This is a genomic window from Mesorhizobium terrae (genome assembly GCF_008727715.1).
Taxonomy (GTDB): Bacteria; Pseudomonadota; Alphaproteobacteria; order Rhizobiales; family Rhizobiaceae; genus Mesorhizobium; species Mesorhizobium terrae.
The window spans coordinates 4,002,068-4,018,634 of record NZ_CP044218.1; the positions used below are offsets into that span (position 1 = coordinate 4,002,068).

The 16,567-nt window shown below is 64.3% G+C and carries 17 protein-coding genes; 8 read left to right on the forward strand and 9 right to left on the reverse strand.

Features of this window, described 5'->3' with window-relative positions:
• Nucleotides 1-21: 21 nt before the first annotated feature.
• Entirely contained in the window at nt 22-771 is a 750-nt protein-coding gene (locus FZF13_RS20470) for an arginyltransferase (RefSeq protein ID WP_024926267.1), read from the reverse strand.
• A gap of 136 nt (nt 772-907) precedes the next feature.
• On the reverse strand, nt 908-1,378 hold the full coding sequence (locus FZF13_RS20475) for an RDD family protein (RefSeq protein WP_024926268.1): 471 nt from the start codon (nt 1,376-1,378) through the stop codon (nt 908-910).
• A 246-nt stretch (nt 1,379-1,624) separates the two neighbouring features.
• On the opposite strand from FZF13_RS20475, the gene sthA reads away from it, so the two are divergent.
• Complete coding sequence (sthA, locus tag FZF13_RS20480) at nt 1,625-3,016, forward strand: Si-specific NAD(P)(+) transhydrogenase (RefSeq protein ID WP_024926269.1); 1,392 nt, start codon at nt 1,625-1,627, stop codon at nt 3,014-3,016.
• 24 nt (nt 3,017-3,040) lie between these two features.
• On the opposite strand, the gene FZF13_RS20485 is transcribed toward sthA, so the two are convergent.
• Nucleotides 3,041-4,111 (reverse strand): LacI family DNA-binding transcriptional regulator, encoded by a 1,071-nt coding sequence (locus FZF13_RS20485; protein WP_024926270.1) that lies wholly within the window; start codon nt 4,109-4,111, stop codon nt 3,041-3,043.
• Between the two features lie 327 nt (nt 4,112-4,438).
• On the opposite strand from FZF13_RS20485, the gene FZF13_RS28995 reads away from it, so the two are divergent.
• The gene (locus tag FZF13_RS28995) at nt 4,439-4,579 is read left to right on the forward strand and encodes a hypothetical protein (protein ID WP_162835309.1); all 141 of its coding nucleotides are present in this window, start codon (nt 4,439-4,441) and stop codon (nt 4,577-4,579) included.
• Between the two features lie 47 nt (nt 4,580-4,626).
• Here FZF13_RS28995 and tet read toward each other — a convergent pair whose 3' ends face one another.
• Nucleotides 4,627-5,814, reverse strand: a complete 1,188-nt coding sequence (gene tet / locus FZF13_RS20490; protein WP_024926271.1) for a Tet(A)/Tet(B)/Tet(C) family tetracycline efflux MFS transporter — start codon at nt 5,812-5,814, stop codon at nt 4,627-4,629.
• Nucleotides 5,815-5,901: 87 nt separating this feature from the next.
• Between tet and FZF13_RS20495 the strand changes: the two genes are divergently transcribed.
• Nucleotides 5,902-6,534: a TetR/AcrR family transcriptional regulator C-terminal domain-containing protein gene (locus FZF13_RS20495; RefSeq protein WP_024926272.1), complete on the forward strand. Its 633-nt coding sequence runs from the start codon at nt 5,902-5,904 to the stop codon at nt 6,532-6,534.
• Here the strand turns inward: FZF13_RS20495 and FZF13_RS20500 are convergent.
• Both FZF13_RS20500 and FZF13_RS20505 read right to left on the reverse strand, forming a co-directional pair.
• On the reverse strand, nt 6,531-6,902 hold the full coding sequence (locus FZF13_RS20500; protein WP_024926273.1) for a DUF423 domain-containing protein: 372 nt from the start codon (nt 6,900-6,902) through the stop codon (nt 6,531-6,533). The two genes, FZF13_RS20495 and FZF13_RS20500, sit on opposite strands and share 4 nt — an antisense overlap.
• 109 nt (nt 6,903-7,011) lie before the next feature.
• A complete protein-coding gene (locus FZF13_RS20505; protein WP_024926274.1) occupies nt 7,012-8,250 on the reverse strand; it encodes a multidrug efflux MFS transporter in 1,239 nt (412 codons plus the stop codon).
• A gap of 118 nt (nt 8,251-8,368) precedes the next feature.
• Between FZF13_RS20505 and FZF13_RS20510 the strand changes: the two genes are divergently transcribed.
• From FZF13_RS20510 to ppk2, 3 genes are all read left to right on the forward strand, one after another.
• A complete protein-coding gene (locus FZF13_RS20510) occupies nt 8,369-9,034 on the forward strand; it encodes a GntR family transcriptional regulator (protein ID WP_024926275.1) in 666 nt (221 codons plus the stop codon).
• Between the two features lie 146 nt (nt 9,035-9,180).
• Nucleotides 9,181-10,152 (forward strand): glycosyl transferase family 90, encoded by a 972-nt coding sequence (locus FZF13_RS20515; RefSeq protein ID WP_024926276.1) that lies wholly within the window; start codon nt 9,181-9,183, stop codon nt 10,150-10,152.
• Between the two features lie 117 nt (nt 10,153-10,269).
• Nucleotides 10,270-11,190, forward strand: coding sequence for a polyphosphate kinase 2 (gene ppk2 / locus FZF13_RS20520; RefSeq protein ID WP_024926277.1), 921 nt, complete (start codon nt 10,270-10,272; stop codon nt 11,188-11,190).
• A 6-nt stretch (nt 11,191-11,196) separates the two neighbouring features.
• Here the strand turns inward: ppk2 and FZF13_RS20525 are convergent, their stop codons facing one another.
• The 3 genes from FZF13_RS20525 to FZF13_RS20535 form a co-directional block, all read right to left on the reverse strand.
• On the reverse strand, nt 11,197-12,855 hold the full coding sequence (locus FZF13_RS20525; protein ID WP_024926278.1) for an alpha/beta hydrolase: 1,659 nt from the start codon (nt 12,853-12,855) through the stop codon (nt 11,197-11,199).
• 9 nt (nt 12,856-12,864) lie between these two features.
• Nucleotides 12,865-13,896 (reverse strand): porphobilinogen synthase, encoded by a 1,032-nt coding sequence (gene hemB, locus FZF13_RS20530; protein ID WP_024926279.1) that lies wholly within the window; start codon nt 13,894-13,896, stop codon nt 12,865-12,867.
• Between the two features lie 131 nt (nt 13,897-14,027).
• Entirely contained in the window at nt 14,028-14,852 is an 825-nt protein-coding gene (locus FZF13_RS20535) for a DUF2066 domain-containing protein (protein WP_024926280.1), read from the reverse strand.
• 156 nt (nt 14,853-15,008) lie between these two features.
• Here FZF13_RS20535 and FZF13_RS20540 point away from each other — a divergent pair, with 156 nt between their 5' ends.
• Entirely contained in the window at nt 15,009-16,046 is a 1,038-nt protein-coding gene (locus FZF13_RS20540) for an enoyl-CoA hydratase/isomerase family protein (RefSeq protein ID WP_024926281.1), read from the forward strand.
• Complete coding sequence (locus FZF13_RS20545; RefSeq protein ID WP_024926282.1) at nt 16,043-16,465, forward strand: DUF6163 family protein; 423 nt, start codon at nt 16,043-16,045, stop codon at nt 16,463-16,465. Before FZF13_RS20540 ends, FZF13_RS20545 begins: the two co-directional genes overlap by 4 nt.
• Nucleotides 16,466-16,567 lie beyond the last annotated feature (102 nt).

Below are 16,567 nucleotides of genomic sequence, written 5' to 3' on the forward strand. Positions count from 1 at the left end.
AGACGGGCCGATCGTTCAACTTCAGCCGCCGAAGCGTTCCCAGCCCTTCGGGCCGAGATGTTCTTGCGGCGTGAAACGCATCTTATAGTTCATCTTGCGCGAGCCGTTGACCCAGTAGCCGAGATAGACATGGGGCAAGCCCATGGTCTTGGCGCGCTGGATATGGTCGAGGATCATGAAGGTGCCCAGCGAGCGCTCGTCCATCTCAGGGTCGAAATAGGAATAGACCATCGACAGGCCGTCGGCCATCTTGTCGGTCAGCGCCACCGCAACCAGCGCGCCCTGGCCCTTGCCGGTGATGAAGGTGTCCGGCCCGCGCCGGCGGTATTCGATGATCTTGGTGTCGACATGGGTGTCCTCGACCATCATGGCGTAGTCGAGCACCGTCATGTCCGACATGCCGCCCTTGCGGTGGCGGGCGTCGAGATAGGCGCGAAACAGCGAATACTGCTCCGTCGAGGGCTCGGCATCGTGCATGGTGCCGATCAGGTCCGCATTGTGCTGTTCGACGCGCCGCATGTTGCGGCTCGGCTCGAATTCCTGCGCCAGGATGCGGACCGACACGCAGGCGCGGCAGCTCTCGCAAGCCGGGCGATAGGCGATGTTCTGCGAACGCCTGAAACCGCCCTGGGTGAGCAGGTCGTTCATGTCCGAGGCCTTGTCGCCAACGAGGTGGGTGAAGACCTTTCGCTCGAACTGACCCTCGAGATAGGGGCATGGCGAAGGCGCGGTCAGGAAGAACTGCGGAGACTGGGTAGGATGCTGCGTCATCGCGCGTCGAAAGATGCTCCCACGAATCGCTCTACCTTGGCGCGTACGGCAGAAAATTCAACAGGATTATCAAGCTTTCGGCCCGGCCGCCCCGCATAATCGGCAACCAGGCGAGCCGGCGCGTTCAAGGACGGCCTCAGCGATCGCTGCGGCTGACGACTGTGCCCAGCAGGAGGTCGTGCAGCGCGCGCTTGCGGTCCGAGAACAGGGTGACCAGGAGCACCAGCGGCGTCAAAAGCACATTGCCCGCCCAGAACAGCACCGTATGGACCACGGCGGTCATGCCGTCGATCGGCGCGCCGTCCAGCCTGTCGAGGCGGATGCCCATTGCCCGCATGCCGAGCGTGGCCTGTTCGCGGCCGCCCAGCGTGTTCCAGATGTAGAGGACGGCTACCGCCGGTACCAGGAACGAGTACAGCATCCAGCCCAGGCCCAGCGTGATGATGCCGAGCAGGAAGACCAGGATGGCGAAAGGAATGGTCAGCAGGCCGACCACGATATAGTCGAGAATACAGGCAAACACCCGGCGCGAGCGCACGCCGTCATAGGCACGGACATCGTCCAGCCTGGAAGTGATGATCTCGCCGTCAAGCACGCGCGCGTTCATGTCATATCCTCGTCATTCGGCGCGGTTTTCGTACCGGCCGGCTCAATCGAGATGGGGCGTGCCGGTCGCAGAATCAAGAGGCGCGTGTTACGGCGACGGTGAAATCTGGGTGGCGGGCCATCCGTGTTTCGCGTTTGCTTAAATCGGTTGAATGGATGATGGCCAAAGCGCTAGCTTGATGTGATCGGGCGGCGCCGCGACCGGATATGAAGCGCGTCGCGAACCGCGGCGGGACAAGAGGGTTTTATGGACTACGACATGCTGGTCATCGGCAGCGGCCCGTCGGGTAGGCGCGCCGCCGTGCAATCGGCCAAGCTCGGCAAGCGTGTGCTGGTGGCCGATGCCGGCCGGCGCCTGGGCGGGGTTTCGGTGCATACCGGCACCATCCCCTCCAAGACCCTGCGCGAGACGGTGCTCAACCTGTCGGGCTGGCGCGAACGCGGCTTCTACGGTCGCGGTTACCGGGTCAAGCAGGACATCTCCATCGGCGACTTGATCGAACGCCTGCACAAGACCCTCGACCACGAGGTCGAGGTGCTGCAGCACCAGTTCATGCGCAATGCGGTCAAGAGCGCGCGCGCCATGGTGCGGTTTCTCGGTCCCAATCGCGCCAGCCTCACCACCGATACCGGCGACTACAGCGAGATCGGCTTCGCCAATGCCCTGATCGCGGTGGGCACGCGGCCGCATCGCCCGGCCGAGGTGCCGTTCGACAAGAAGCGTGTGTTCGACAGCGACGAGATGCTCGAACTGTCGCAGCTGCCGCGTTCGCTGACGGTGATCGGCGCCGGCGTCATCGGCGTCGAATACGCCACCATCTTTTCGGCGCTCGACGTGCCGGTGACGCTGGTCGAGCCGCGCGACACGATTCTCGATTTCGTCGACCGCGAGATCGTCGACGACTTCATCCACCAGATGCGCGACCGCGGCATGACCATCCGGCTGGGCAGCAGCGTCAAGGAGGTGAAGTCTGGACAGGATTTCGCCGAGGTGACGCTTGCGGATGGCCGCAGCATCCGCTCCGAAATGGTGCTCTACGCCGCCGGCCGCAGCGGCAATGTCGGCAGTCTCGGGCTTGAGGCCGTCGGCATCGAGGCCGATGCCCGCGGCCGCATCAAGGTCGACCCGCACACGTTCCAGACCACGGTGGTGCCGAATATCTACGCCACCGGCGACGTCATCGGTTTTCCGAGCCTCGCCTCGACATCCATGGAGCAGGGCCGGGTGGCCGCATGCCATGCCTTCGGCGTGGCGCTGCCGCCGCCGCCAGAAACGTTTCCCTATGGCATCTACGCGGTGCCGGAAATCTCCACGGTCGGCCAGTCGGAAGAGCAGGTGCGCGCCAGCGGCGTTGCCTATGAAGTCGGTGTCGCGCGGTTCCGCGAGACGTCGCGCGGCCACATCATGGGCGTCAATTCGGGCTTCCTGAAGTTGCTCTTCTCGCTGGAGACGCGCCGGCTGCTCGGAGCGCATATTGTCGGCGAGGGCGCGACCGAGCTGATCCATATCGGCCAGGCAGTCATCAATCTCGGCGGCACGATCGATTTCTTCGTCAACAACACCTTCAACTATCCGACGTTGGCCGAAGCCTACAAGATCGCCGGGCTGGATGCCTGGAACCGGATGGGCCAGGGCTAAGGCCCGCCCCTTGCCGCGCCCGGCCTAGCGTGGCGCGGCGGCCGATGTCCGCACGATCAGTTCGAACGGCAGTTCCTGCCTGCGTAGGGCATCGCTCGGGTCGAGGATGGCACGTGCGGCGCGGCGGCCCATCTCGATGATCGGCTGGGCAATGGTCGTCAGTGGCGGTTCGCAGCGGGCGGATTCCGGCACGCCGTCGAAACCGATGATAGAAACATCGCCCGGCACCGACAATCCGCGCTCCTTCAGCCAGTCGATCGCGATCATGGCGATGCGGTCGGACATGGCGAGCAATGCCGTGGGCGGCTGCGGCCGGTCGAACATGTAGTTCAGACTGGCGTGCACGGTCGGCACGTCGTTGCCGGTCTCATAGATCGGCACGCTCCCCGCATCGATGCCGGCGTGGGAAAGGGCTTCCAGATAGCCGGTCAGGCGGTCGCGCGTGCCGGAATAGGTGGCGCCTTGCGCGCGGGCGGCGGTAACCGGCCCGGTGCTGCCTTCGGCGAAATGCAGCGCAAGGATACCGAAACGGCGATGGCCAAAGGCCAGCAGATGCTCGGCCGCCAGTTTGGCGCCGGCCCTGTTGTCGACGCCGATGGCCGAGGTTGCGCCCTCGTCGAAGGCGAAATCGAGCACGACAAAGGGAAGCTTGCGCTCGCGGGTCAGTTTCACCGGTTGCCAGTTGCCTTCGACGCAGAAGACGATGAAGCCGTCGACCAGTGCGCTCTGGATGTTCCAGGCGAGATGTTCGCCGTTGATGGCCGAGACCAGCGACAGGCCGGCACCGGTGGCATCGCAAATCTCGGAAATGCCGGACATCACCACGCGGGCGAAGGGGTCGTCGAAGAAATAGGAGAGGGGCTGCGCGGTGGCGACGCCGATGGCGTTGACCTTGCCAGCGCGCAACAGCCGTCCCTTGGGATCAGGCCCCGTATAGCCAAGCGCGTCCGCCGCGGCTTTCACCCGTTCGCGCACTTCCTCGCGCACGATCTCGGGGTGGCTGAAAACGTTGGAGGCAGTGCCATGCGAAACACCGGCGGCCTTGGCGACATCCGCCAGCCTGATCGGCTTGATCGCCGTCGCCTGTCTCGCCATAGGCATGCTCCTTTGCCGTTAAGGGTGCCGGGTTGCCTCGGCGCCGTCGGTCGCGTAGGCGACCCATTACCGCCAACCACTCGTGCACTTTCCGTTACCTTGAGGCAGCGGCAGAAGTCGTCTGGCGGATCAGCGTGTCATTCTTCTAGTTAGTCGGCGAGCAGCGCAATCCCAAGGCTTTTTAGCAGATTTCTTGAATCGATCCAGTTTCTCCTTGACGGGCAGGAGTGGTCGAGCGATATTTGAATCGATCCAATTCTGTGTATTTCGAGCTCGGGCCGATCCAGGGCCGGGCCGAATCCGACATCATCTCGAAGGAAAAGCAGCATGCATCCGATCGATTATCTGTTCGACGAACTGTATCGCAGCTACTGGGGCATTCCTCCGGTGTCCGAGAAGCGCAAGGCTGCCCGCCGCGACCGGTTGGCGATGCTTGGCTTCGATGCCGTCCGCCGCAAGCGGCGCTGAGCCGTTGCCGGCGGATCTGCGGGACAGGGAATAGAGAACAGAGAAGGTTACGGTCTAGCCGGCGCGCCTTGCAGCCGTCGACGGGAGACCAGCAGCGGTACGCACAGGAGGTAGAGGGCGGCGCCGCCGATCCAGACCAGCCCCGGGAAGGTGGCGCGCGTGGCGAAGTAGCCGGTTGAAATCGCCAGCGGCGCGACCACCGAGGCGAGGCTGGTCAAGCCGGCAAGCACGCCCTGCAGGCGGCCCTGATTGTTCTCGTCCACTTCGGCCGTCATCAACGATTGTAGCACCGGCGCGCCGATACCGCCGAGGCAGAGCAGCGGCAGCAACATGAAAGCCATCCAGCCACGCGTTGCTAGGCCGACTAGCACATAGGCGGCGCTGTCGGCGGCGATGCTGACGAGCAGAGCTTTTTTCTCGCCCAGCCTTTCGCTGACCGGCCCGGCGACGAATGCCTGCGCCAGGGCGTGGAACAGGCCGAACAAGGCAAGCGAGATGCCGACGGTCAGCGGGTCCCAGGCGAACTTGTCCTCGACATAGACGACCCAGATCGTGCCGCCGACTTCGCCGATCATCGTCAGCAACACGGCAGTGCCCAGCAAAGGCAGCAACAGCGGAAAGCCGAATGCCCAGCGCAAGGGCGCGAAGGGATTGAGGGAAACGGTCGCCATTTCGCGGTCGCGGCGCTTCGGCTCCTTCAGCACAAAAAGGGCGATCAGCAAGGTGATGCCGTTCAAGGCCGCGGCAACGAGGAATGGCGCGCGGGTCCAGACGCCTCCGAGAAGGCCGCCTATCGCCGGGCCGGCGATGAAGCCGATGCCGAAGGCCGCGCCAAGCTGTCCAAAGCGCCGAGCGCGCTGCTCTTCCGGCGTGACGTCGGCGATGTAGGCCGATGCGACCGCCGAAACGGCACCGGTTATTCCGGCGATCGCGCGGCCGACGAACAGCAACCACAGCGTCGGGGCCACGGTCATGAACAGATAATCGACAGCCGCGCCGGCCAGCGACATCAACAGCAGCGGTCGACGCCCGAAGCGGTCGGACAAAGCGCCGAGCAGCGGCGCGAAGACGAACTGCATCAATGCATAGAGCGCGAGGAACGCCCCGTAGCGCCAGCCGAGGTCGCCGGTATGGCCAACCTCGCGCAGCAATTGCGGGATGACCGGCATGGTCAGCCCGATGCCGGTTGCGGTGAGGGCGACCGTGGCCAGAATGACGGCGATGGGGCGGTTCATGGATTGCTCAAAATTTATCAGTGATAAATTCACTTATCATTGATAAATTCCAGATGCAATGCAGCTCGCAATGATCCGGAGGCGAGAATGAAGGTCGACCGCGCGCGCATCATCGACGAGGCGCTGAAGCTGCTCAACGAGGTTGGCGTGGATATGCTTTCAACGCGCCTGCTTGCCGAGCGGCTTCAGGTGCGGCAGCCGGCCTTGTATTGGCATTTCAAGAACAAGCGTGCGTTGCTGGACGCGATGAACAAAGAGATCCTGGAGCGCGGCCATGACAGCCGGCTGCCGCATGCGGACGAGGACTGGCAGCATTATCTGGCACAGAACACGCGCAGTTTTCGTGCCGCGCTGCTTGCCTACCGCGACGCCGGCCGGGTGCATGCCGGCACCGAAGCCGAGCCCGACGAGATGCAGGACATCGAGGCGAAAATCGCCTTCCTGGTCGCGCAGGGTATCGATGCCGGCGAGGCGATGATGTTGTTCATCGCCCTTGGGCGCTACACGCTTGGTTGCGTCATCGAAGAGCAGGCCGATTTTCCGGAAGGGCCGGGCCGGGGCGCGGAACTCGACGGCGCGGCGCGCGACTATCCTTTGACGGCAGCGGGTCTGGCGCATTACCGCGAAGGTGGGCATGCCGCCTTGTTCGAGGCGGGCTTGCGGTTCATCCTCGATGGCGCGGCGGCGCAGCTTGCCAGCGCGGCTGTCTCAAAGCCCTAGGCCTTCGAACGTATAAGCGCCGAAGCGGCAACGACCAGCCAGCCGAGGATCAGCAGCGAACCGCCAACCGGTGCCGCGAAGGGCACAAGCCGGCCGCCGAGGAAATCGCGAGCGAGCAGGTCGCCGCAAAACAACACCAGCCCCACCAGCAGCACGAAGCCACCGATGCGCAGCAGCCGGTTGCCGCCGACCAGGCCGATGGCGAGCAGGACCGCCGCATGCGCGAGCAGAAATGACGCCACGGTTCCGGTAAAAGCCCCGCCGAGATGAGCGGCGGCGGCAGACAGCGCGACACCGGCCGCGCCGCAGAGGCCGCCGGCAAGCACCAGCGGCGAACAGGGTTCGAAGGCGAAGCGGGAAGGGCTCATCGGCAAGGCTCGGTCTCGTTGCGGGGCGGGCGTTCGAATTCAAAAAGCAAAGGCACTTTCGGAAGAAAGCGCCTCTGGCTCTTCGCCGCAACATCGCACGCTTCTGGCCTCAGGCGGGCTGCGGCTGTTGGTAGCGGGCGCGCACGACCCAGTTGTAGAAAGCGCCGAGCGCCAGAAGCACGGCGGTCGACAGGAACACGGCGCGCATGCCGAAATGGCCGCCGACAAAGCCGCCGAGCACCGGTCCCGCGACCTGGCCGATATATTGCGCCGAGATGGAATAGCCGAGCACATTGCCGCCGACGCCGTCCGGCACATTGTGGCGGATGATGCTTGTGACCGAGGGCAAAAGCCCGCCCAGCGCCAGCCCCATCAGGAAGCGCAAAACGATCAGCTGCCAGCTTTCGGTGACGAAGGCCTGCGGGATCAGCAGCAGTGCCGCGACCGCCAGCGCGCCGGTGATGACGGTCCAGTGGCCGACGCGGTCGGCCAGTCTGCCGAGCCTTGGCGCCGACAGGATCGCGCCAAGTGCGGCCGCCGACATGACGAAGCCGGCGACCAGCGTCACCCTTGCCGGATCGGGAACCAGTTCGGCGACATAGACGGTGATGATCGGCTCGATCGACATGGTGGCGAACATCAACAGCATGCCGGTCGCCAGCATCGCCACAATCGGCCGCTTGTCGGGAAGCTGCGACCAGCCGCCTTGCGTCTGCTTCCGCGCGCCTGTCGTCGCCGGGCGCCGCTCTTCCTTGATCAGCAAGGTCGTGGCCAGAAACGCCAGGAAGATGACGCCGCCAGCAATCAGGAAGGTGGCGCGAATGCCGATGCGGGGCGGCAGGCCGCCGCCGATCAGCGGGCCGACCAGATTGCCGGCCATGATGCCGGCTGAAAGCATGCCCAGGGCCCAGCCGGAACGATCCTTCGGCGTCTGCATGGCGACCAGAATGGTCGAGCCGGACGAATAACCGCCAGCCAGGCCGATCAGCAGGCGCAATGCCACCAGTTGCCAGACATCCTGCACCATGCCCATCAGCGACATGCACACGGCCATGCCGAAGCTTGCCCGCACCAGCATCACCTTGCGGCCGTAGCGGTCGCCCAGTCGCCCCCACAGCGGCGCGACCAGCGCCGCGGCCAGAAAGGTGGCGCCATAAGCAATGCCGGACCATTGCACGATGGCGGCGCGGTCGCTGACGCCCAGTTCCTCGACATAGAGCGGCAGGAAAGGCAACAGCAGCGTCATCGCCACCAGCGTGGTGAAGGAGCCGATCAGGCAGACGACCAGATTGCGGCGCCAATGGACATTGTAGCCTGCATCGGCGGACGCGGCGTTTTCATTCGGCATGTCGGCGCTCTTCACTGCGGCTTGTTTCGTATGCCGCTTTGGGATACCAAATTGGTATCCGTATCGGACGCGCCTTGCGTCCTGTCAATGGGCCAGGATTGAAGAGAGCGGTTCGGCGATGTCGCAAATGCAGCAGGTGGAGCGGCAGCTTCGCGAAATGATCCTCGGCCTCGACATCGGTCCGGGCGAAAAACTCACCGAACGCTGGATCGAAAGCCGTTTCGGCGCTTCGCGCACGCCGGTACGGGCCGCGCTGCTCCGGCTGGAAACGGAAGGGCTGGTCCAGCGGGACGGACGCGGCTGGACGGTGTCGCCGATCAATCTGGCCGAGATCGAGCAGATCGCGGTCTACCGGCAGGCCGTCGAAGTGGCGGCTGCGCGGCTGGTGGCGAAGCTCGAGGACAAGAGCGGCCTCGACGCCATCGAGGCGATGCTGGATTCCTGTGGCGACGATACGCCAAGGGAGGAGTGGCACCGGGTCGGAACTGATTTCCATGTCGAACTGGCGCGCATGTCCGGCAACGAGTTCCTGTTTCGCGGCGTCCGCGATGCCATGACAAGGCTGTCGCGGGCGCGCTGGCTGGAAATTCGCGACGAGGCGGCGTCAGCCCGCGCCTGGGCCGAGCACCGCGCCATTCTGTCGGCGATCCGGGCAGGTGAGGCCGACGAGGCGGCGCGCCTCCTCGTTCTTCACATCGGCGGCAGCCGCGACAGGCTGGTCGGCTCCCTGCAGACCGAGCGCCGGGGCTTGCGCGCCATGGGCTTCGCCGTCGTCGCGGCCTAGAACAGAACCCGCATCCGGGCTGGCTGACTGGCGTTGTTTCTTAATAATGTTTCGTCACATTCTTTGATTGTTTTTCGCCGAGATTATCTGGTGCAACGGTGGTCCCGGCGATAAAAACCGGTGCGGCCGCTTGCATTGGAATATCGATGGGTAATCTTCGTCGTCGGGCAGGGAAAGTCTTCTACTATGCTCGTAATATTGTTCGCGACAGTGCGCCGCCAGCGCTGTTTCGCCGCCGGCTCGACAAGTGGCTGGCGCGAGCGGTTCGCTCCGGACCTTCGATCGTCGAGCGGCTGAACTACTACAACAAGCTGCAAGACCGTTTCACACCGAGCGCGGCTGCGGTATCGGTGGCAACGTTGCCGTTCCGCCCGACGATGTACTATTACGACCTCAAGGAATTCGCGCGTTACTTCGATGGCGCGCTGCGGCTGGATGTCGAATATGGCGACGTGCGTGGCCTGCCGCCGGTGCCTACCATCGTCAAGAACCGGCCGGTCGGCGCCGACAACGCCAATGCCGTCCTGTTCAAGCTGGACAAGCTCCGCCATTTCCAGATGCCGGCGGACCCGCTGCGGTTCGCGGACAAGCAGCCCCGGATCGTGTGGCGGGGCGATCTCAACAACCCGATCCGCCTGACCTTCCTGGACGCCGCCCAGGGGCTGCCCTTCTGCGATGTAGGCTCGCCGGCCACCCACGCGCCGGAGCGCCACCGCAGGCCGTTCATGAGCGTCGAGGAGCAGAAGCGCTACCGCTACATCGTCTCGCTCGAAGGCTATGACGTGGCGACGAACCTGAAATGGATTATGAGTTCGAATTCGCTGTGCCTGATGCTGAAGCCGACGAACGAGATCTGGTTCTGCGAGGGGCATCTGAAGCCCGACGTCCATTATGTCGAGCTCGCGCCGGATTTTTCGGACCTTTCCGACAAGATCGCTTTCTTCGAGCGTCATCCCGAACAGGCCGAACGCATCATTGGCAATGCCCAGGCCTATTGCCGCCAGTTCCAGAACGGACCGACCGAGACGGCGCTGTCCTTCCTCGTGCTCTACAAATATTTCGTGCTGAGCGGCCAGATCGAGCCCGACGACAAGATCTGGCGCTTCATATCCGCTTGAGGCGGTGAATACGGGGCTTCTTCCTCAGAACGACTTCGTTGCTCCGAATACCCTGAAATAAAACCGTCATTGCGGGCGGATATTGGTCGGCTCACGGCGCCAACGCGGAGCGACATGATGACCGAACTGGAACGCAATTCTCCCGCAACAGACTGGCTTGAGGCGGAACTCGCCGACACGCTCGACGAAGACTATGAGCTGGAGCTGTCGGAACCGGCGCTTTCGGAGGAAATCGCCAAGATCTACAAGCGGTCGCACCCGCCATCCGTCGACCGCATGACCTATTTCCGCGAACTGCTCAGGCTGCAGTCGGAACTGATCAAGCTGCAATCCTGGGTCGCCCACACCAAGGCGAAGGTGGTGGTGTTGTTCGAGGGGCGCGATTCCGCCGGCAAGGGCGGCGTCATCAAGCGCATCACCCAGCGTCTCAACCCGCGCATCTGCCGCGTGGTGGCGCTGCCGGCGCCGACCGAGCGCGAGCGCTCGCAATGGTATTTCCAGCGCTACGTGCCGCATCTGCCGGCCGGTGGCGAGATCGTGCTGTTCGACCGCTCCTGGTACAACCGCTCCGGCGTCGAGCGGGTGATGGGTTTCGCCACGCCCGGGCAGGTCGAGGAATTCTTCCACGATGTGCCGGAGTTCGAGCGCATGCTGGTGCGTTCCGGCATCACGCTGATCAAATACTGGTTCTCGATCACCGACGAGGAGCAGCAGATGCGCTTCCTCATGCGCATCCACGATCCGATGAAGCAGTGGAAGCTGTCGCCGATGGACCTGCAGTCGCGCGTGCGCTGGGAGCAGTACACCAAGGCCAAGGAAGAGATGCTGCTGCGCACCAACATCAAGGAAGCGCCGTGGTTCATCGTCGAAGGCAACGACAAGAAGCGGGCACGCCTCAACTGCATCGACCATCTTCTGCAGCAGGTGCCCTACGAGGCCGTGCCACACGACGACATCACGCTGCCGGAGCGCGTCTTCAACCCGCAATATGAGCGCGCGGTGCTGCCGCCGGAACTGCACGTGCCGCAGAAATACTGATCGGGATCAGCCGGCCGGGCGCTGGGAGACGAAATAGGCCTTCAGCGCGTCGATCTTCTCAGCCGTCCAGCCGGGCGGCTGGGAAACCGCCACCCAGGCATCGATATAGTGTTCCGGGGCATAGACGTGGCCATGCCCCATCGGCGCGGTGGTGCCGAGCCCGATGTCCACGGTCAGCTGCAGCAGCGTCACGATCGGGAACCAGCGGAAACGCGGCGAGACGTCGGGGCCGCGCTCGCCCTTCATCCAGGCGGGCTGGCGGAATGCCGAGTAGGGGTCGAAGAAGACGATCGGATCGCTGGCATATTGCAGATAGACGATCCGGATCGGCCCCCACGGCGCGCCGTCGAGGCCAAGGGCGTTGTGCTGGTTGGTGAAACGGATGATCGAGCCGTCGCGGAAGCGCGGCAGCCAGGCTGGCGAACCGGCGACGCGGCTGGCGGTGGCGGTGTTCCAGGTGCGGCTCGGGAAGGGCGGTCCCGCCCAGAGCGCGCCCTGATAGGGATCGCCGACGACGTCATAGAGATCGCTCGACAGGTCCGAATTCATCGCGCCGAGGCTGAGGCCATAGAGATAGAGTTTCGGGCGCTTGTCCTTCGGCAGTTGTTTCCAGTAGCCGTAGATCTGCGCGAACAGCGCGCGCGAGGCCTCGGAACCGTAACCGGGCTCGACCAGCAGCGACAGCCAGCTCGGCAGGTAGGAATATTGTATGGCGACGCTCGCTATGTCGCCGTGGTGCAGATATTCGACTGGGTCGATACCGGCGGGATCGACCCAGCCGGTTCCGGTCGGCGTGATGATGATGAGCGCCGAGCGCTCGAAGCCGCCGACACGCACCAGTTCGTCGAGCGCCAGCTTGGCCCGCTCCTCGACAGTCCTGGCTGAGTTCAAGCCGGCATAGACGCGGATCGGCTCCTTTGCGTCCTGATGAGTCTGGTTGGCGATTTCGCTCCCGGTCGGCGCCGAGGCGATGTAGTCGCGCCCCATCTTGCCAAGGCCCTGCCAGCCGATCAGCGAGGTGGGACCGCCGGTCTTTTGCGGGTTGGCCGGTGGCTTCACATCCGCGTCGACGATCTGGTCGACCTCACGATAGGACGAATCCATCACCCGCAGCGCGAAGCGCAGCAGCACCCCGTCGACCACCGACCAGAACAGAAGCGCGGTGACGGCGAGGCCGACGACGCCGGCGACGCGCCTCGGCACATAGGGGCGCAGGCGGCTTGCGATGCCGCGGAAGATGCGGGCCAGCAGCCGGGCGATCAAGATGACGATGGCGAAGGTGACGAGCGCGATCGCCGCGACCTGGATCGGTCCGATCTTGTCGGCCGGTTGCATGCCCATCAGGACGCGGATGGAATCCTGCCAGCCGGACGCCTGGACCAGGAAGATGACGGCCGCCGCGATGCAGGCCAGGATGATCGCCCAATAGGGAACAGCCAGCCGGCGGATGTCGGCAACGGGCAATCCCATATAGGTCCAGAGCGCGCGCAAGGCGACGCCGACGCCGTAGCCGGCGGAGAAGCTCAAGCCCGACAGCACCCCTTGCGTGATGCCGTCACGCGGGATGAGGCTCGGCGAAAGCGACGCGCAGAAAAACAGCGTCGCCAGGGCCAGTCCGGTCAGCGAGAAGGCGTCGATTGTCCTTGCTGCCCACCGGAACACCATAAGCGAGGCTCAGCCTTTCAGGATCTCGGCCACGCGCGGCGCGAAATAGGTGAGGATACCGTCGCAGCCGGCGCGCTTGAGGGCAAGCAGCGATTCCAGCATCGCCTTTTCGCCGTCGATCCAGCCATTGGCGCTTGCTGCCTTGATCATCGAATATTCGCCCGACACCTGGTAGGCGAAGGTCGGCACGCGGAATTCGTCCTTCAGACGGCGGATGATGTCGAGATAGGGCAGGCCGGGCTTCACCATCAGCATGTCCGCGCCTTCGGCGAGGTCCTGCTCGGCTTCGCGCACCGCCTCGTCCGAATTGGCGTGGTCGATGTAATAGGTCTTCTTGTCGCCCTTCAGCAGGCCTTGCGTGCCGATCGCCTCGCGATACGGGCCGTAGAAGGCAGAAGCGAATTTGGTCGCGTAGGACATGATCGCCACGTCCTGGAAGCCGTTGGCGTCGAGCGCGTCGCGGATGGCGCCGATGCGGCCGTCCATCATGTCGGACGGCGCGACGATGTCGGAGCCGGCGGCCGCCTGAAGCACGGCGGCGGCCGCGACCTGTTCGACCGTCTCGTCATTGACGATGATGCCGTCGCGCAGGATGCCGTCATGGCCGTGGCTGGTGAAGGGGTCGAGCGCGGCATCGGTGATGATGCCGATTTCCGGAACGGCTGCCTTGATGGCGCGGGTTGCGGCGTTGATCAGGTTGTCGGGGTCCAGAATGTGCGAGCCGGTCACGTCCTTGCGACGCGCGTCGATGTTCGGGAAGGTCGCCAGCGCCGGAATGCCCAGTTTGGCGGCGCGCTCCGCCTCGCGAACCGCCTGGTCGATGCTGAGGCGGAAAACGTCCGGCATCGCGTCGATCGGCTCGCGCACATTGGACCCGCCGGTCAGGAAGATCGGCCAGATCAGATCGTCGACGGTCAGCCGGTTCTCCTGCACGAGACGGCGCGACCAGTCGGCCTTGCGCATGCGGCGCAGGCGGCGCGAGCCGGTGATCTCGTCGACGCTGCGGGTGCCGGCCGGTTTTGCCGGGACGAACTTGTTCATGGCGATAACTCCGATTGGCCGTTTTCTATCATGCCCGTGCCAAAGCGACCAATGCGGCATGGTTGTACCAGGGGCGGAAGCGGCCGGCGCGGATGGTCGCACCCGGTGCGCCCACACTATGGATGGAGAGGCTAAGGCTGGCCGTTGCCCGACAGGATTTGGGCAGCACCACGCATGGCTAAACGGAAGGCATCGTCGAAGGAAATGCCGCGCGCGCCCCAGCGCCACACCTTGCCCTTGACGGCAAGCCGCCACTCGGCCACCCAGCCAAGGTCCTTGTCGCTCCAGGTGAGCGATCCGGCCAGGGCTTGGTCGCCATCGGCGGTGATCGCGATCGTGTCGAGATCCTTGATCCCGGCACCCTGCAATGCATTGAAGTCGAACTTGTCCCTGGCCAGCAAGGCGCGCGGCGGTATCGCGATCGACAACGACGGCAGTTGCGCGGCGGCGAGCAGCGATTCCTGCATGTACCGGCCGCTGGCCTCGTCGGAAGCCAGGACATAACTTCCCTTGGCGTTCTTTACGCCCAGCAGCACGACCAGTTTCGGCCGCTTGTCCAGCCATGGCCTGCTGCCCAGCGATTTCAGCACCGCGTCGACGGTCTCTGGCTTGTACAGGCATGTCAGGTCGTGCGGCCGGTCATGCGTGCCTTGTTCGTCGCGCACCGGACGGCCCTCCAGCCGGTCGCGATAGCGGAATTCGGCGACGAAGCTGCCGGCCCTGTCGCGCAGCGCCGGCATTTCGCGGCGGCTGAGCAGGCGCTGATCGCCGGAAACGCGCAGCAACACGTCGTCGAGGCATTTGCGGAAACCGAGTTCGCGGTTGGTCTCGCCGGTTCCGGTGACGATGGCCTTGGCCTGATAGAGGTCGGAAAGCGGATCGGCGAGGGCAAGACTGCCAAGGCCCGCACCCATAAGCATGAGCAACGCAAACATCAGTCGACGGCCGATGGTCATCGCTCACCCCACCAAGCGCCACGCCCTGCTGCGTGGCCGGGCGGGACAGTAGCATTGGCTTTTCCAACGGCCAATCGGCGCGAGCCGTGCGGCATTGACGCGCCCAAGGGCGGCGCTTAGCACTTCTGTGGCGGGCTCGAAGGGATTCTCTTGGCTATGGACTTTGGCGGCGGCGACGAAATCCGCTTCGAAAGAATGGGCCGGGCAGGCGTCGTGACGCTGACCCGCCCGCAGGCGCTCAACGCGCTCACCCATGGCATGGTCAAGGCGCTGATGCGCGCGCTTGAGGCCTGGGAGGCGGATGCCGCCGTCGAGCTGGTGCTGGTCAAGGCCGAGGGCAGGGCGTTTTGCGCCGGCGGCGACATCCTGGCTGTCTATGAAGGCGGCAAGGCCGGCAGGCCGCCGGTCGAATTCTTCGCCGACGAATACCGGCTGAACGCCTATATCGCCCGTTACCGCAAACCCTATGTATCGCTCATCGACGGCATCGTCATGGGCGGCGGCGTCGGCATTTCCTTCCACGGTTCGCACCGGGTTTTGACTGAAAACGCGCTTTTCGCCATGCCGGAAGTCGGTATCGGCTTCTTCCCGGATGTCGGCGGCAGCCATCTCCTGCCCGATCTCGGCGGCAGCTTCGGCATGTATCTGGCGTTGACCGGCGAGCGCATCCGCTATGGCGACGCATTGTGGTCGGGGCTGGCCACCCACACAATCAAGGCGGCCGACCAGGCCGGCTTCGTGCAGCAACTGACCGAGACCGGTGAACCGGACGCGGTGCTGCGCAGCTATTTCATCCAGGCGGCGCGCGAAACCGAGCGCCCGTTGCTCGGGGCCATCGCATATCATTTCTCGAAGGACACTTTGGCCGGTGTCGTCGCCAGCCTCGAGGCCGGCAAGGACGAATTCGCGGCCAAGACGCTGGCGACGCTCGCCCAGCGCTCGCCCACCAGCCTCAACGTGGCGTTTCGCCAGATCAGCGCCGGCCTCGCCTTGTCGATGGACGATTGCATGCGCATGGAGTTCCGCATTCTGGTGCGCATGCTCGAAGGCCACGACTTCTATGAAGGCATTCGCGCGGCGATCGTCGACAAGGATCGTCAGCCGAAATGGCGTCCTGCGGGACTGGGTTCGATCGGGCCCGCCGACGTCGATGGCTATTTCGCGCCGCTTGGCGAGCGGGAACTTGCGCTGTGAACGACGCCGCGCAGAGCCGTGTCGTGCTTGAACCGTCGCTGACGGAACTCATCTTCGAGTGGTTCCAGCGCATCGTCGCTGTCTATTGCCTGATGTTCGGCGTTCTCTACTGGATCCGGCTGATCGGCTTCTACCCCGGTCCGCTGTGGCGCTTCGACCTGATGCCGGTGCATTGGCAACTGGCGGCGGCGACGCTGGCCGTCTTCTTTCCTTTCGCCGCCGCCGGCCTCTGGATGCTGGCGTCATGGGGGCCGGTGATCTGGTTTATCTGCGCGCTGACCGAGACAATTATGTATGCGGGCTATCCGCAGCTGTTCGGCGAACGCTGGCTGATCGTGGCGGCTCATGCGGCGGTCGCGGTGATCTACACTGTCCTTAGAGTATTGGTGCACCTGCAGCAGCGCCGCCAAAGGCAGTGATTCCGGGCCTTTCGGTCATTCGCTAAATCTTTAGGTTAATTTTCTCCCCTCGGCAGGGTTTTTATTAACCCTCTATCGAAACCTCTTACCGGTAAGCTCTTG

Bases quoted from the DNA above. Each gene is read 5' to 3' on its own strand.
- FZF13_RS20470 (WP_024926267.1), bottom strand. From the start codon at position 771: ATGACGCAGCATCCTACCCAGTCTCCGCAGTTCTTCCTGACCGCGCCT.
- FZF13_RS20475 (WP_024926268.1), bottom strand. From the start codon at position 1,378: ATGAACGCGCGCGTGCTTGACGGCGAGATCATCACTTCCAGGCTGGAC.
- sthA (WP_024926269.1), top strand. From the start codon at position 1,625: ATGGACTACGACATGCTGGTCATCGGCAGCGGCCCGTCGGGTAGGCGC.
- FZF13_RS20485 (WP_024926270.1), bottom strand. From the start codon at position 4,111: ATGGCGAGACAGGCGACGGCGATCAAGCCGATCAGGCTGGCGGATGTC.
- FZF13_RS28995 (WP_162835309.1), top strand. From the start codon at position 4,439: ATGCATCCGATCGATTATCTGTTCGACGAACTGTATCGCAGCTACTGG.
- tet (WP_024926271.1), bottom strand. From the start codon at position 5,814: ATGAACCGCCCCATCGCCGTCATTCTGGCCACGGTCGCCCTCACCGCA.
- FZF13_RS20495 (WP_024926272.1), top strand. From the start codon at position 5,902: ATGAAGGTCGACCGCGCGCGCATCATCGACGAGGCGCTGAAGCTGCTC.
- FZF13_RS20500 (WP_024926273.1), bottom strand. From the start codon at position 6,902: ATGAGCCCTTCCCGCTTCGCCTTCGAACCCTGTTCGCCGCTGGTGCTT.
- FZF13_RS20505 (WP_024926274.1), bottom strand. From the start codon at position 8,250: ATGCCGAATGAAAACGCCGCGTCCGCCGATGCAGGCTACAATGTCCAT.
- FZF13_RS20510 (WP_024926275.1), top strand. From the start codon at position 8,369: ATGTCGCAAATGCAGCAGGTGGAGCGGCAGCTTCGCGAAATGATCCTC.
- FZF13_RS20515 (WP_024926276.1), top strand. From the start codon at position 9,181: ATGGGTAATCTTCGTCGTCGGGCAGGGAAAGTCTTCTACTATGCTCGT.
- ppk2 (WP_024926277.1), top strand. From the start codon at position 10,270: ATGACCGAACTGGAACGCAATTCTCCCGCAACAGACTGGCTTGAGGCG.
- FZF13_RS20525 (WP_024926278.1), bottom strand. From the start codon at position 12,855: ATGGTGTTCCGGTGGGCAGCAAGGACAATCGACGCCTTCTCGCTGACC.
- hemB (WP_024926279.1), bottom strand. From the start codon at position 13,896: ATGAACAAGTTCGTCCCGGCAAAACCGGCCGGCACCCGCAGCGTCGAC.
- FZF13_RS20535 (WP_024926280.1), bottom strand. From the start codon at position 14,852: ATGACCATCGGCCGTCGACTGATGTTTGCGTTGCTCATGCTTATGGGT.
- FZF13_RS20540 (WP_024926281.1), top strand. From the start codon at position 15,009: ATGGACTTTGGCGGCGGCGACGAAATCCGCTTCGAAAGAATGGGCCGG.